General features: G+C 74.2%; 11 protein-coding genes. 2 read left to right on the top strand and 9 right to left on the bottom strand.

The genetic code is table 11. The features are described from left to right. Positions 1 to 205: 205 nt before the first annotated feature. The 5 genes from AVL61_RS10460 to AVL61_RS10440 all read right to left on the bottom strand — a co-directional run bounded on the left by AVL61_RS10460 (position 206) and on the right by AVL61_RS10440 (position 6,294). Positions 206 to 484: an HPr family phosphocarrier protein gene (locus tag AVL61_RS10460; RefSeq protein WP_058874276.1), complete on the bottom strand. Its 279-nt coding sequence runs from the start codon at positions 482 to 484 to the stop codon at positions 206 to 208. Positions 485 to 564: 80 nt separating this feature from the next. Next, positions 565 to 2,265, bottom strand: coding sequence for a phosphoenolpyruvate--protein phosphotransferase (gene ptsP / locus AVL61_RS10455; RefSeq protein WP_058874275.1), 1,701 nt, complete (start codon positions 2,263 to 2,265; stop codon positions 565 to 567). 68 nt (positions 2,266 to 2,333) lie between these two features. Further along, positions 2,334 to 4,466, bottom strand: a complete 2,133-nt coding sequence (locus AVL61_RS10450) for a PTS fructose transporter subunit IIABC (protein ID WP_058874274.1) — start codon at positions 4,464 to 4,466, stop codon at positions 2,334 to 2,336. A 65-nt stretch (positions 4,467 to 4,531) separates the two neighbouring features. Next, a complete protein-coding gene (locus tag AVL61_RS10445; RefSeq protein WP_058874273.1) occupies positions 4,532 to 5,506 on the bottom strand; it encodes a 1-phosphofructokinase family hexose kinase in 975 nt (324 codons plus the stop codon). Next, the gene (locus AVL61_RS10440) at positions 5,503 to 6,294 is read right to left on the bottom strand and encodes a DeoR/GlpR family DNA-binding transcription regulator (RefSeq protein WP_058874272.1); all 792 of its coding nucleotides are present in this window, start codon (positions 6,292 to 6,294) and stop codon (positions 5,503 to 5,505) included. Before AVL61_RS10440 ends, AVL61_RS10445 begins: the two co-directional genes overlap by 4 nt. 412 nt (positions 6,295 to 6,706) lie before the next feature. Here AVL61_RS10440 and AVL61_RS10435 point away from each other — a divergent pair, with 412 nt between their 5' ends. Both AVL61_RS10435 and AVL61_RS10430 read left to right on the top strand, forming a co-directional pair. Continuing rightward, entirely contained in the window at positions 6,707 to 7,162 is a 456-nt protein-coding gene (locus AVL61_RS10435; RefSeq protein ID WP_058874271.1) for a DUF3817 domain-containing protein, read from the top strand. 309 nt (positions 7,163 to 7,471) lie between these two features. Further along, complete coding sequence (locus tag AVL61_RS10430; protein WP_058874270.1) at positions 7,472 to 8,074, top strand: TIGR03085 family metal-binding protein; 603 nt, start codon at positions 7,472 to 7,474, stop codon at positions 8,072 to 8,074. Between the two features lie 78 nt (positions 8,075 to 8,152). Here the strand turns inward: AVL61_RS10430 and AVL61_RS10425 are convergent, their stop codons facing one another. From AVL61_RS10425 to opgC, 4 genes are all read right to left on the bottom strand, one after another. Then, positions 8,153 to 10,381, bottom strand: a complete 2,229-nt coding sequence (locus AVL61_RS10425) for a L,D-transpeptidase family protein (protein WP_058874269.1) — start codon at positions 10,379 to 10,381, stop codon at positions 8,153 to 8,155. A 21-nt stretch (positions 10,382 to 10,402) separates the two neighbouring features. Beyond that, positions 10,403 to 11,038: a hypothetical protein gene (locus tag AVL61_RS10420; RefSeq protein ID WP_058874268.1), complete on the bottom strand. Its 636-nt coding sequence runs from the start codon at positions 11,036 to 11,038 to the stop codon at positions 10,403 to 10,405. Between the two features lie 155 nt (positions 11,039 to 11,193). Further along, on the bottom strand, positions 11,194 to 12,249 hold the full coding sequence (locus AVL61_RS10415; RefSeq protein ID WP_058874267.1) for a glycoside hydrolase family 26 protein: 1,056 nt from the start codon (positions 12,247 to 12,249) through the stop codon (positions 11,194 to 11,196). 283 nt (positions 12,250 to 12,532) lie between these two features. After that, complete coding sequence (opgC, locus tag AVL61_RS10410) at positions 12,533 to 15,028, bottom strand: OpgC domain-containing protein (protein ID WP_231738377.1); 2,496 nt, start codon at positions 15,026 to 15,028, stop codon at positions 12,533 to 12,535. Positions 15,029 to 15,106: the final 78 nt, after the last annotated feature.

The following is a 15,106-nucleotide window of genomic DNA, read 5'->3' as shown; positions in this document are numbered from 1 at the left end:
GGGAGACCGTGAAACGCGTGCGCGGCCACGGACCGGGTCCGGCCTCGGCACAGCACAGGAGAGCAACCGCACAGGAGGCCACGGCGCAGCAGGGCACGGCGCAGGGCAGCACGGGACGGGACGGCACAGCACGGGACAGCAAGCACAGCACGGCGCCCGCCCACCGTGCGGTGGGCGGGCGCCGTGGGGCCGGTGCGGGGAGGTCCTACTCGGCGTCGTGGTCCGTCTCGAGGATCCGCACGAGGTTGTCGAGCGCGTCGTCGGCGCCCTCGCCCTCGGCGCGGAGGACGACCTTGTCCCCCTGGCCGGCGCCGAGGGACATCAGCGACAGGACGCTCGAGGCGTCCATGGCCTCGTCCTCGGGCTCGCCCTCGGCGGCAATGGTGATCTCGATGTCGTACTCCCCTGCCGCCTCGGCGAAGATCGCGGCGGGGCGGGCGTGCAGGCCCACGGACGAGGCGATGGTGGCGGTGCGTTCTGCCATGGTGGTTCTCCTTCGGGTTGCGGGGTCCGGGCTGTCGGACCCCGGGGGTTGGGGTGGTGCGTTGCGGCCCGGGCCGCGGGTCAGAGACCGAGCTCGGCGAGCACGTCGAGCTCGGCGCGCACGGCAGCGGAGGCGTCCTCCGCGCTGGGCTGCTCGATCGCGAGCTCGGCCAGGGCCCGGGCGGTGGCGAGGTCCACGCTGCGCAGCACGGCCGCCACCGGGGCCAGTCCCCGGGGGCTCATGGACAGGGTGTGCACCCCGAGGCCCACGAGCACGACGGCGAGCGCGGGATCCGCCGCGGCCTCGCCGCAGACCCCCACGTTGCGCGGTCCGGCGCCCTCGGACTCGGCCCGGCGGGCGCCCTCCACGGTGTAGCGGATCATGCGCAGCACGGCGGGCTGCCACGGGTTGTTGAGCTCGGCGAGCGAGCCCATCATCCGGTCAGCGGCCATCGTGTACTGGGTCAGGTCGTTCGTGCCCAGCGAGACGAAGTCGACGTGGCGCAGGATCTGGTCGGCGGTGACGGCCGCGGACGGCGTCTCCACCATGACCCCGGGAACGCGCAGCCCGGCGTCGGCCGTCATGGCGGCGAAGTCCCGGGCCTCGGAGGTCGTGGCGATCATCGGTGCCATGACCCACACGTCGGCCTCCGTGGCCTGCTCGGCGAGCGCGATCGCCTCGAGCTGGCGGGCCAGCACGCCCGGCACCGACCGGTCGGTGCGGAAGCCGCGCACGCCGAGCGCCGGATTGGGCTCGGCGGTGTCGGTGAGGAAGGGCAGGGGCTTGTCCGCCCCGGCGTCGAGGGTGCGGACCACGACCTTCTTCCCGGAGAAGGACTCGAGGATCGCGGTGTACTGCTCCACCTGCTCCTCGACGGACGGCTCCTTGTCCCGGCCCAGGAAGCAGAACTCGGTGCGCAGCAGTCCCACGCCCTGGGCGCCGGCCGCGGCCGCCGTGCGGGCGTCCTCGGGGGTGCCCACGTTGGCGAGCAGCGGCACCTCGGTGCCGTCCGAGAGCACGCCCCGGCCGTCGAAGGCGGTGCGCGCCGCGGCGCTGCGCACCCACGCCTCCACGAGCTCCTGCTCCTCCTCGCCCGGCTCCGTGCGGAGCTCGCCGGTGGCCCCGTCCACGAACACGCGCGTGCCGTCCGCGAGCGCCTCGACACCCCGTGCCGCCACGATCGCGGGCAGGCCCAGGTTGCGGGCCAGGATGGCCGTGTGGGACTGCGGCCCGCCGCCGGAGGTGACCAGCGCCAGGACCATCTCGGGGTCCAGGGTCGCCGTGTCCGCGGGCGCCAGGTCCTCGGCGGTCAGCACGAACGGGACGTCCCGCTGCGGCACGCCCGGCATGGGCAGGCCCTGCAGCTGGGACACGAGCCGCGCCCGGACGTCCTCGATGTCGGCGGCGCGCTCCGCCATGTAGCCGCCCAGGGCGCGCATCTGCTCCGCGTAGTCGCTCGCGGCCTCCCACAGGGCGCGCTCGGGGGCGAGCCCCTTCCCGGTGATGAGCTTCGCGGCGTTCTTCAGGAGCGCCTTGTCCCCCGCCATGAGGGCCGTGGACTTGAGCACGTCCGCGGCGTCCTTCTCGACGGCGACCTCGGCGCGCCCCTTGAGATCCGCCTTGACGGCGGCCGCGGCCGCCTGCAGCCGGGCCACCGCCGCCTCGGGCTCCTCGTCCCGCAGGGCCAGTCCCGCGGCCGGCTCGGAGACGGGGTCCGGCATGCTCACGAGCTCGCCGATGACGCGGCCCGCGCACACTCCCACGCCTGTCAGTGTCTGCATGGTGTTCCTCTTCCTCGAGAAAAAGAGCTGACCGTGCACGGGCCCCCACTGGGGCCCGTGCACGTCGCTCAGGCGGTGGTCGGCACAGCGGCGGCGTCCTCGCGCGAACGGGTGGCGTCGGCCACCCGCCCGTGCGCTCCACCCACGTGCTTGAGGGCGACGACGACGGCTGCTGTGACCAAGGTACCGACAACCACCGCGAGCAGGAACATCAGCGGGTTGCCGATCAGCGGCAGGATCCACACGCCGCCGTGCGGTGCCGGGGAGAGCGCCCCTGCACTGAGGGAGATCGCGCCGGCCACGGCGCCGCCCACCATGGTGGAGGGCAGCACGCGCAGCGGGTCCGCGGCCGCGAACGGGATCGCGCCCTCCGAGATGAAGGAGGCGCCCAGCAGCCACGCCGCCTTGCCGTTCTCCTGCTCGGCCACGGTGAAGTAGCGCTTGCCCACGAGCGAGGCGAGGGCCAGGCCCAGCGGCGGGACCATGCCGGCGGCGATGACGGCGGCCATGATCTCCTGCGGGGCGGTGTTCACGGCCGTAGCGGCGCCCAGGCCGGCGGCGGCGAACGTGTAGGCGACCTTGTTGATCGGCCCGCCGAGGTCCGCGCCCATCATCAGGCCGAGGATCGCGCCGAGCGCCAGCGCGCTGGCGCCGGTCATGCCGTTGAGCCACTCGGTGAGCCACGCCATGAAGGTGGCGATCGGCCCGCCCAGGACGAGCAGCAGCAGGCCCGAGGAGAACAGCGTGGCCAGCAGCGGGATGATGACCACCGGCATCAGGGAGCCGAGCCAGCGCGGGAGCCGCGGCTGGGCCAGCCAGTAGGCGGCGAGACCGGCCAGCAGGCCGCCCACGATGCCGCCGAGGAAGCCGGCGCCCATGAAGTTGGCGACCAGGCCGGCGGCGAAGCCGGGCGCGATGCCGGGCCGGTCGGCCAGGCCGTAGGCGATGTAGCCGGCGAGCGCCGGAACGAGCAGCCCGATGGCCAGGGCGCCCATCTTGAACAGCACGGCCCCGATGTACTGGGCGACGGAGGCGTCCCCGAGGGCCCACAGGGTGGAGGTCCCCAGGATGTCGTCGGCGACGTTGGCGATGTCCGCGCCGGCGATCATGAAGCCCAGGGCGATGAGCAGGCCGCCCGCGGCCACGAAGGGGATCATGTAGCTGACGCCCGTCATCACGGCCTTGCGGATCCGGGTCCCCCACCCCTCGCGCCCGCCGGAGGAGTCGGACTCGTCAGCGGCGCCGGCGGCTCCCTGCACGCGCTTGGCGTTCGGGTTGTCGGCGTTGGCCAGAGCCTCCTCGATCATGACCTTCGGCTCGTCGATGCCGCGCTTGACCGGCGAGGCGACGTAGGGCTTGCCGGCGAACCGGGAGCGGTCCCGGACGTCGACGTCGGTCGCGAAGATCACCGCGTCCGCCGCGGCGATCGTGGCGGGGTCGAGCTTGGTGAAGCCGGCGGAGCCCTGGGTCTCGACCTGCAGGTCGACCCCCATCTCCTCGGCGGCGTAAGTCAGTCCGTCCGCGGCCATGTAGGTGTGGGCGATGCCGGTGGGGCAGGCGGTGACGGCCACGATCTTCTTGCCGGCGTGCGGGCCGGCGCCCTCGGCGTCGCCCCCGGTCTGCGCCGCGGCGGGCGCCGGTGCGGCACCGTCGTCCTCGGACCGGGCGTCCACGGACGCGGGCACCGCGGTGGCGGACGTGGCGCCGGCCGCGGAGGCCCCCTCAGCGGGTGCGGTGTCGGCCGTCCCGCCGAGGCCCAGGGCGTCGTCGACGATCCGGACGATCTCCTGCTCGGAGCGCGCGGAGCGCAGGGCCGCCACGAAGTCCTTCTTCATGAGCGAGCGGGCGAGCTTGGCCAGCAGCTTCAGGTGCGTCTGGTCGGCCCCCTCCGGCGCCGCGATGAAGAAGACGATGTCGGCGGGGCCGTCCTTGGCGCCCCAGGGGACGCCCTGCGCCAGCCTGGCCATGACCAGGGTCGGCTCGAGCACGGCGGTGGAGCGGCAGTGCGGGATCGCGATGCCGCCGGGGATGCCGGTGGCGGTCTTGTTCTCGCGGGCGATGGCGTCCGCCAGCAGCCCGTCCAGCTGCTCGGCGCGACCGGTGCGCTGCACCAGGTCGGCGAGCCGGCCGATGACGGTTTCCTTGTCTGCTCCCAGGTCCTGGTCGAGCGAGACCAGGTCGGGAGTGATGAGCTCGGACACGATGTCCTCCTTGAGCGGCCGGGCCGGTGGCCCGGGTGGTTCGGATGAGGTGGAGTGGGTCTGGTTCAGCCGGAGACGGCGCGCGCGGGGAGCTCCCGCACGGTGACCGCCTCCGGGGTGGTCTCGGAGAGGGCCGGGACCCGGGTGCCCGGCAGGGCTGCCGCCGCGGACCCGGAGGCCACGGCCTGCCGCAGGCACTCGGACGGCGCGTCGCCGCGCTCCTGGGCGATGAGGTAGCCCGAGAGCGAGCTGTCGCCGGCGCCCACGGTGGAGCGCACGGCCACGGGCTCGTGGACGGCGTGCCAGGAGCCCTCCGGCACGGTGAGCACCGCACCGCCGGCCCCGAGCGTGGTGAGGACCCCGCCCAGGCCGCGCCCCACGAGCGCCGCGGCGGTCGCGGCCGCGAGGTCGGGATCGGCCTCGAGCCGTTCGCCGTCGACCGTCCCCACCAGCTCGGCGAGCTCCTCGCCGTTGGGCTTGATGAGGTCGGGCAGGGCGTCGTCCCCGGACACGGCACCGCGCAGCGCCGCCCCGGACGTGTCCACGGCGAACCGGGGCGAACGCTCCCCCAGCACCGTCCGGACGCGGCGGACGATCCGTGCGTAGACGTCCTCGGGGGCCCCGGGCGGCAGGGAGCCGGCCAGGACCACCCAGGAGGCGTCCGCGCCGCGGTGCACGAGGAGGTCGACGACGGCGTCGACGTGCCCGGGGCTCAGCGGCGCGCCCGGGGCGTTGATCTTGGTGGTGGTGCCGTCCGGCTCGGTGATCGTGATGTTGGAGCGGATCGGAGCACCGACGGGGACCGTCTCGTAGGGCACCTGGGCCGCGGCGAGCTCCGCCAGCAGCGGGTCCCCGGGGTCGCCCGGCAGCACGGCCAGGGTCGGGACGCCGCTGGCGCGCAGGGCCCGGGAGATGTTCACGCCCTTGCCGCCGGCGTCCTGCCGGGCGCCGTCGGCGCGCTGGACGGCGCCGCGGCGCAGCGGGGCCGGGAGTTCGACCGTGCGGTCGAGGGAGGGGTTGAGGGTGAGGGTGAGGATCACGCGATCACCACCTCGACGTCGGCCTCCTCGAGGGCGGCGGCCAGTTCCGGACCGGGGGCCCGGTCGGTGATGAGGGTGTCGACTTCGTCGAGCGACGCGAAGCGCATGAGGGTCTCCTGATCGTGCTTGGCGGAGTCGCAGAGGACCACGACGCGCCGGGAGGTCTGGATGATGGCGGTCTTGACGACCGCCTCGATGGGGTCCGGCGTGCTCAGCCCGAACGCGGCGTGGATCCCGTTGCAGCCCACGAACGCGAGGTCCGGGCGCAGCCGGGTGTAGTGCTCCGCGGCCCGCCCCCCGGCGGCGGCCCAGGTGAGCTTGCGGACCCGCCCGCCGACGAGCTCGAGGCCGATGCCCGTGGCGTCGGCGAGCTTGGCGGCGATGTGCAGGGCGTGGGTGATGATCAGCTGCTCCTGCCCGTCCGGCAGGGTGGAGTCGGTGCGGACGATGAGGTCGGCCAGGGCCTCGACGGTGCTTCCGGCGTCGAGCACGACGGCCCCCGCCCCGCTGGTGCGCAGCAGGTCGAACGCCGCCTGCGCGATCCGCCGCTTCTCCGGGGTGTTCAGGTGCTTGCGGGAGGAAATGGCCTTCTCGTCGGACGTCGACTGGTCCGCCGAGACGGCGCCCCCGTGCACCCTGCGGAGCCTGCCCGCGGCCTCGAGGGCCGCGAGGTCGCGACGGACGGTCTCCATGGTGACGTCGAAGCGGCGCGCCAGGTCCGCGCCGTTGACCCGGCGGGTCGCGACCACCAGCTCGGCGATCTCGGCCTGGCGTTCTTCTGCGAACATGGCGTTCACCTCACGGTCGGAAAGGATGGTGGATCTTTGCGTTCCCTTGAGTTTATGTGAGTTCGTGTGGTTTTGCTAGAGGTGTCGGTGATCCAGTTCACGAAATGCCACATTCGGTGGTGGAGCCGGTTCCGGTGCCCGCATCCGGTCCCGGGCACCGTCCCGCCACCGGTCCCGAGCACCGTCCCGCCCCCGTCCCGCCGCCGTTCCACCACTGTCCCGCCGCCGTCCGGCACGCAGATATCCTGGATGGGGACGACCGGACCGTGGAGCAGGGCGCCGCGGCGGCCCTCGGGCCGGGTCGACCTCCAAGCGTTGGCCACGAAGCCCCGCCACGCGCCCGGCGACGCCCCCGGACGACACCCCGGCCACGCGCCCGACGACACCCCCGAGACCCAGGAGAGCACTGCCCATGACACCCCGTGAGCTCTACGGACGCTTCGCCCTCGCAGAGGCGGTGACCTGGACGCTGCTGATCCTCGGCATGGTCCTGAAGTACACGGGGGTCTCGGCGGCCTTCGTCCCCGTCTTCGGCATGCTGCACGGGCTGGTGTTCCTGGGGTACTGCGTGGTGACCTGTTTCGTCTGGGTGGACCAGCGGTGGACCGCGGGCTTCGGGGCGCTGGGCCTGGCGAGCGCCTTCGTCCCGTACGCCACGATCCCCTTCGAGCGCCGTGCACAGCGCTCGGGCCGGCTCGAGGGCGGCTGGCGCCTGGCCCCCGGCGGCGACCGTCCCACCACCGTGCTGGAGAGGCTGGAGGCCTGGTCCCTCCGCAGCCCGTGGCTGGCGGTGGCGGCGGGCGCGGTCGTGGTCGCAGGCCTCGCCTCGGTGCTCCTGTATCTGGGCCCGCCGGTCCCGCGCGGCTGAGGCCTGCACCTGCCGGCCCCGCGCAGATGGTGCCCGGCCCCACCGGTTCCCCGCGGATGGTGCCCGGGCCCACTGGTTCCCCGCGGATGGTGCCCGGGCCCACTGGTTCCCCGCAGATGGCGCCTGGCCCACCGGCCCCCGCAAATGGTGCCTGGCCCACCGGCCCCCGCAAATGGTGCCCGGCCCCGCCGCTCCCGCGCGGACGGTCCGGGAGCGCGCCGCGCCGGTTCCTGGCGGCGGGGCGCCCGGTATAGCGTGGTCGTCGGGACGGCCCCGCCGACCGGCGGCGGCGCCACGAGGAGGATCCACGTGACCAATTTCGCCAACGTCGAGCGCCGGCACCTCGCCGCGCTCCTGCGCCGCCTGGGCCCTGACGCCCCCACCCTGTGCGAAGGCTGGAGGACCCGTGACCTCGCCGTGCACCTCGTGCTGCGCGCGGGGCGCCCCGATCTGCTCGCCGGAAGGGTGCTGCCGCGGGTGCCCGTGCTCGGCGAGCGCACCCGCCGTGCCGAGCAGGCCGTCGCGAGCCAGCCGTGGGACGAGCTCGTGCGGAAGGTGGAGCACCCTCCGCTGTACTCGCCCGCGCGGCTGGGGCCGGTGGACAAGCGGATGAACACCGTGGAGTACTTCGTCCACCACGAGGACGTCCGCCGGGCCCAGCCCCAGTGGCACGAGCGTCCGCTGCTGCACGACGAGGAGCAGGCGCTGTGGCGGTCCCTGAGCCTGCTGGCCAAGGTCGCGCTCAAGGATGAGGAGGACACCGTGGTGCTCATCGCCCCGTCCTACGGCGCCGTCCGCGGCGGCCGCGGCCGGACCGGGACCGTGCGCGTGCTCCGCGCCGCGCCGAGCGAGCTGCTGCTGTGGGCCCTCGGCCGCCGTGGTCAGGCCAAGGTGGAGGAGACGGTCGAGTAGCCCGGCGCCGCGACGACATCAGGAGACGACGTCAGGAGGGGACCGCGCTGTGCGGTCCCCTCCTGACGTCGCGGGCCGTCAGCGGAACAGGTCCGCCCGGACGCCCATGATGATCCGGTCACCGGGCCGCGCGGTGCGCATGTACCGCGCCACCTCGTGCTCGTGCAGGGCGATGCACCCCGCGGTGGGCTTCTTGTTGGCGTGCAGGAAGATCGCGAAGCCGTTGCCCTGGACGATGGTCGAGTCCGGCGGGCGGTTGTAGTTGATCACCACGCCCAGCCGGTAGTCGCCGGAGAGCGAGAAGTACCACATGTTCTCGTCCGGCCAGGTGTAGCCGGTCGACTCGAAGTACTTGTTGTAGAGCGTGCCCAGGCGCCCGCCCCACCGGGAGTTCGGGTTGAGCTGCCGGTAGGGAAGCGCGGTGCCCGGGTTGTAGACCCCGAAGGACTCCGTGACCGAGTACGAGCCCTGCGGCGAGTACAGGTACTGCGTGTGCCCCGAGGGCACGCCAGGGCGCTTGAAGCCGCTCGCGCCCACGTAGGCCGACGTCCGCCACTCCTCCACGTAGCTGCCGCCGATGCGCACGCAGTTGACGAAGGTGGCCTGGGAGCGCCCGTAGCCCTCCGCGATGGTCAGGGACACGCGCGCCGCGTTGCGGGTCGGCTGCACGGAGCGCCCCGTGTTGAGGTGGTGGCACTCCCCGCGGAACAGGTGCGTCCGCGCCCCGGTGGCGCGGCTCCAGGTGACGAGTCCCCGCTGGAAGGTCTGGTGCACGCTCCCGGTGCCGATCTCGTCCGTGACGGGGTAGCCGAGGGAGCCCCGCTCGCGTCCCGTGGCGATCCACCGCTGCCCGATGGCACCGTTCGTCTTCACGGCCCGCGCTCCGGTGGCGGAGCTCCAGTAGATCGTGTGGGCCCTGGTGAAGGACTGCCGGCACCCGCCCCCGGCCAGGCCGCAGATCTCGTCGGTGGTGGGGTACCCGTAGGTCCCGGCCTCGCGCCCGCCGCGGATCCACTTGTGGCCGATCGCGCCCCGGGTGTTCACGGTCCGGGCCCCCGTGGCTGAGGTCCAGAAGACCGTGCGGTTGTTCGAGAAGGACTGCCGGCACCCGCCGGACGACCCGCAGATCTCGTCGGTGGTGGGGTACCCGTAGGTCCCGGCCTCGCGCCCGCCGCGGATCCACTTGTGGCCGATCGCGCCCCGCATGTTCACGGTCCGGGCCCCCGTGGCTGAGGTCCAGAAGACCGTGCGGTTCTTCGAGAAGGACTGCCGGCACCCGCCGCCCACGAGGTGGCAGGACTCGTCGTCGACGGGCCAGCCCAGGGTGTCGACCCCGCCCCCGAGGGTCCAGCGGTGGCCGATCGCGCCCCGGAGCTGCACGAAGTGCGCGCCGTGCGCCTCCGACCACAGGACCACGCCCCGCTCGTGCGGCCACTCCCAGCCGCCCTTCCAGGGGCGCATCCCCGCAGTGGGCGCCCCGGTCCGGGCCGCCGCCCGGACCGCGGCGGCCTCGAGCGCCTCCCGGATCTCGACGGGCACGTCCACGTCCTCCGCGGCGGCCGCGGCCGCCGTCTCCTGCGACCCGGCCTCCGGTGCGGCCGCTCGCTCCTCGGCGGGCTCCGCTCCCGCGGATGGCTCCGCGGTCGGCTCGGCGGTGACCGCCCGCTCGGCCGGGGCGATCGGTCCGGCCGAGCCCGTCGGATCTGCCGGCAGCTTCTCCTCCGCCGGGCCGGTGGGCCCGGCGGAGGGGCCCGGGGGCGCCTGGCTCTCGAGGTCGGGGGCGACCGTGAGCACGGCCCGCGCCTCGGCGCCCGAGGCGTCCACCACCGCGTAGGCCACCTCCACCGGCGGGGCGTCGGCCGGCCGGTCCGGGGAGGGCTCCAGGGCGAGGACCGGGTGCCCGGGGAGCTCCCAGTCCTCGGGCAGGGACTCGGACTCCGCGTCCGGGGACACCACGCGCAGGGACCCGAGGTCCGTGCGCAGTGCATCGACGAGCTCGTCGTCGGGGTCGTCGGCCGCGGGGTCCACGAGCCGGAGCCGCACCGCCGAGGGCTCGTCGAGGCCGTCGTTGGACAGGACGTCGAGGAGTGCGGTGCGCCCGGCGGGCACGGTGGACGCGTCGTCCACCGGCTCGAGCCGGACGGCTGCCGCGACGGTGCCCGCGGCGGGACCGGGCGTCGTCGTCGGACCGGCCGAGACGCCGGGAGCGGGAGCGGACGGGGCCGCGGACGCCCCCGGGGCACCGGCGAGCACGACCGCGAAACAGGCCGCGACCGCGGCGGGGATGCGCAGAGCTGAGATCTTCATGGGGGGTCCCTTGCTGGGCGATCAGTCGGTGAACTCGACGTAGTGGTCGGGGGTGGTGGTGGCGAAGACGCGCACGGCCAGCTCGGCGTCGTGCGCCGCGGCGAAGGCGACCTCGAGGGAGGCGCTCTCCCCGGGGGCGATGGTCGGAAAGGTCTCCATCGGCACGCCCAGGGACTCGTCGAAGACGGGGACCGCCGGCTCCGCACCGGCGACGGCGACCGGGAAGGACCACGGCACGGCGTCGACCGGGGTGCTGCCGGTGTTGGTGAGGGTCAGCGTGAACACCTGGACCGGGGTGCCCGGAGCGGCCCGGACGGGACGCTCCCCCGTGGTCGCGGGGCGGGGGCCTTCCACCACGGCCTCCAGGGAGCCGTCGAGCCGCTGGGCCGTGCCGAAGGACCCGGCGGCGTCCCGCGTGGAGGTGGCGTCGTAGGGGGCCACGTCGTTGCCCGACGGCGCGGGGCCGGCGCTCGGCGTCGCGGCAGCGCCGGTCGCCGTGGGCGCGGGCCCGTCCGAGACCGCGGGCGGGCTCGTGCTGGGGGCCGTGGTGGCACTCGGCCCCTCGTTCTCGGCGCATCCCGCCAGCGCGACGACGAGCAGGGCGGCGCAGACGGGTCCGAGCCGGCGGCCGGGTGGTGGGGGGAAGGTGACTGCCATGGGGGGACTCCTCGACACGGTCCTGGGGGGGACCGACCGGCGCCGTGCCACCTCCGGATGAGCGGTGGCACGGCGCCGGTCGTGGGGGTCACGCTACACGGACGGTTTGCTTTTGTGATTCGCGTGACACCGTGTGGCGCGCCGTGCCACCGCCGTCACGGACAGGGGCGCTTCGCGAGCTCGGCCGCCAGGGACTGGGCCGATGCGGTGGAGGAGTCGATCCGCCAGTCCACCTCCTTGTCCAGGTGGAACCAGACGAGGCCCGTGACGTCGGGCTGCTGCGCCAAGTAGTGCACCAGGTGGGCGTTCCACTCGGCCTTGGAGCCCCCGGCCTCGGCGCCGGCGGTCTCGGCGACGATGATCTCCTTGCCCGGGGCCAGGCGCCGCATCTCGGACAGCCCGTAGGCGAACAGGTCCCACGGCTGCTGCCAGCTGGACCACGTCTGGGAGGTGCCCCAGTTGTAGCCGTCCAGGGCGACGACGTCCACGTACCCGGCGCCGGGGTAGAGCCCGTCCAGGGGTGTGGACCCGTAGTACGGGACGTTCGGGTTCCACACCCACTGGACGTTGTCCGCCCCGGCAGCGGTGAAGATGTCGTGGACGTGCCGCCAGGCGGCCACGTAGTCCCCGGCGCCGTTGCCGTTGACCCCCTCGGACCACGGGTACCAGTTCCCGTTCATCTCGTGGCCGAAGCGCAGCATCACCGGGGAGCCCCAGTCGGCCAGACGGGTGGCCCAGTCGGTGATGTGGGCGTCGTGGGCGCCCGAGGCGATCGCGTCCAGGGAGTGGGCGGGCTGGTCGGTCCCGCCGCCCCAGACCCACGGCTCCCAGGTCAGGAGGGTGGTCGCCCCGGACGCGCGGGTCTGTTCCAGCTCCCAGTAGGGCACGGGCTGGCGGAAGTCCTTGTAGGAGAGCACGATCGAGGGCTTCTCCCCGGTCAGCGCGGCCACCTCGGCGAGCTCGGCGGAGGCCCCGGGACCACCGGCCGTGCCGACGCCGAAGCGCAGCGGGCACGTGCGGAGCTGGGGTTCGGCCGGCGCGACCGCGACGGACCGGACCGGCTTCTTCGCCGCGGCGAGCGCCGTCGGACCGCTCGGGGAGTGGACCGACAGGCCGGCGTGGGCCGCGGGGACGGCCGTCAGACCCAGGGCGACCGCGGCGGCGGCGGCCGTGAGGGAGAACAGGGCACGGGGAGGAACGGGAGCAGGCATGGGGGGCCTTCCGGGGGGAGCGGGCTCTCCGCCGACGGCGAGCGCGCTGGGGGTGGCGCCTCGCCGGAACGACGAGAATGAGCAGCCGCAAACTAGCATCCGGCGGCCACCGTCGCCCCGGGTCCGTGCCGGCGGCGTCATACGTGCTGGCCGGAGGCAGTGACCGGCCGTCATGAACGGCGGTCCGTCCGCTCGCCGCACCCCCGATCCTCTCGGCCGGACCCGCCCGGCCGGATCCGCCCGGCCGGACCCGCCCGGCCGGATCCGCCCGGCCCCCGGGATCTCACCGGGGGACGAGCCGGAACAGGAACCCGGTCCGGACCATGCCCCACAGCAGGCCGAGGACCAGGACATAGGCGACGGTGTTGACCCACAGGTTCCCCTGCTGCAGGGCGGGAACGTTGGCCACGGCCAGGATCAGGAACACGTGCATGACGAACACGTACAGGGTGGCCTGCCCCAGGGGGACGAGGAACCATCCGAGCGCGCGCTCGAGCGGGCGCCAGTAGGCACTGAGCACGGTGTAGCCGGCCACCACCACGAGGAGCACGTTCACCAGCCGGCCGATCCCCAGGTAGGTCCGCCCGAAGAAGGCGTCGTAGACCGTGCGGAACGTCGACTCCGGCAGCAGGGCCAGCCGGACGTCGTAGGCGTTGGTGAGGTACGGGCTGGTCCAGGAGAAGAGCGCGAGGGCGACGGCCGTCGCGAGGCAGGCCCCCAGCACGGGGCGGTGCCGGGAGAACCAGTCGACGAGCTGCCGCCGGTGGTGGCCGGCCGTCATGCCGAGGACGAACAGCACCTGCCACACCAGCAGGGGGAACGAGTCCTCGAACTGGGACGGCAGCAGCCGGATCCGGAAGACGGTGCCCGTCGCGTAGAGGGCCAGGCTGACGGTGAGGACCAGCCACGCGCGACCGCGCGCCAGGGCGGCGAGGACCAGGGGGCTCACCAGCAGCAGGACCACGTACAGCCCCATGATGTCGAACTGCCACGGGCCGATCTGCAGCAGGAACAGCGACGGGATCAGGTGGGCGGGAACGGGGAACTGCAGGAGTCCGTCCATCCCGGAGTAGAGGTCGTACGTGGCGCCCGCGGCACCGACCCCGGCGGCCCCGGTGCCCTGGTCCGTGAAGGTGGTCACGGCGCCCGCGTCCAGGAAGGGGAGCAGGCTGGGCCCGTAGACGGCCAGCACCACGACCAGGGCGGTCACGTAGAGCTTCCAGGCCCGCGAGGTCGTGCGGTCGACCACGACCCCGATTTCGTCCTTGGCCCGCGGCCCGTGCACCATGCCCAGGACCGCCCCGGAGAGCAGGACGAACAGCTCGGCCCCCGAGACGACGCCGACGGTCTCCTGCGTCAGCAGCTGGAACACCGAGGTGATCCCCACGTGGTTGACCACCACGAACACGATGGCCGCCCCGCGCAGCATGTCGATGCGGAGGTCCCGCCGGGAGGGGTCCGCGTACGCCCACGCCCTCGCCGGCCCCCGGAGCGGGAGGACCCACAGCAGCGTCGCCAGGGCCGGCACGGCGAGCGCCCCTGCCCACGCGGCCGGGCCCTGGAGCACGGACCCCGTCGCCGCGGGACCGGCGCCCGGCAGATCCGACCGTTCGGTGACGGGCCCGGTGACCAGGGCGGAGTCCTGCATCCGGTCGCCGGCCGCCGAGGCCAGGGCGGGGTCGGCCGTGATCCTCCAGTCAACGGTCACCGCACCGTTCTCGCGCTGCTCGACCGTCTCGTTCCACACCACCGCGCGGACGCGGTCGTGGTCGCCCGAGGAGACCGTGGCGAGCACCTGGTCCCACCAGGCCGACTTGATGTCCTCCTCGGACGGGCCGCCCGCTCCCGGGCTGTAGAAGGCCCCCGTCTCGACCATGAGCGGTTTCTCGCGGCCGAGGGCGTAGGCGGCGTAGAAGTCGTCCTCCTCCGACGGCCCCGCCCCTCCCGCGGATCCCAGCAGGGCGCCGAACGACCCCGGCGAGGGCATGACGTTGCGGGCCGGTCCGCTGCCCGTCTCGTCGTGCGGGGCCACGAGACCGACCCAGTCGACGAGGTCGTCGCCCGGATAGTAGGGACCGTAGGGGTCGTCGTCATGGTCCCAGACGCCGTCGCCGCTCGTGTCCAGGGACGCCAGGTCAGCACCCGGCGGAGGGTCGCCGGACGGGGCGCGGAAGGGGTAGTCCGTGCCGGCCGTGGGCGACCAGACCATGACCGGCTCCCCGAGCTCGGCGTCCACGGCGGCCGCCACCGTCCGGAACGCCTCCGTGTACGCCCGGGGCTGCTGCCCCCACGGCACCCAGGAGGCGTTCATCTGCGGGGCGAAGCGGACGAAGAGCCTGCCGGCGTATCCCTCGGCGGCGTCCGCCAGCTGCTCCGCCAGGACGGCGGCCCGTGCCTCGTCCACCCGGCCGAGCGAGATCTCGGGACGGATCGTGAGCAGGGCGTGGGCGCCCTGCCCGGAGACCTGGGAGAAGTAGTCCCGCAGGTGGCCCTGCTCCTGCTCGCTCATCGGCAGCGGAACCGGCCGGCCGTACACGGCCGCCGGTGCGCCGAGGCGCTCGGCGTGGCCGGCCGCCGTGTCCTCGCCCCAGTCCAGCAGCGCCCCCAGATACGGGCCGTCGGGCTCGGCGTGCTCCGCCGCCCGGGCCGGGCCGGCCGGTGCGACGAGGAGCACGAGCAGCAACAGGATCGACGCCGCCGCGGCGGAGGGGCGCGCGCGTCGTCGGGTGATGGGTACCAGGGTGCCCTCCAGGGTCGGTGCGGGTGCGGCGTCGTGCACCCAGGGGGGAGCCGTCGCCCGGGAGCGCCGGAACAGGTGCGGGGGGCCCGGCTCGGACGACGGACGCCGCGGGGAGCA

Origin of the sequence: Kocuria rosea subsp. polaris, assembly GCF_001483755.1 — a bacterium.
Classification (GTDB): domain Bacteria; phylum Actinomycetota; class Actinomycetes; order Actinomycetales; family Micrococcaceae; genus Kocuria; species Kocuria cellulosilytica.
The sequence above is the reverse complement of the archived record's forward strand: the minus strand, read 5'-3'. Positions and strand labels throughout refer to the sequence as shown.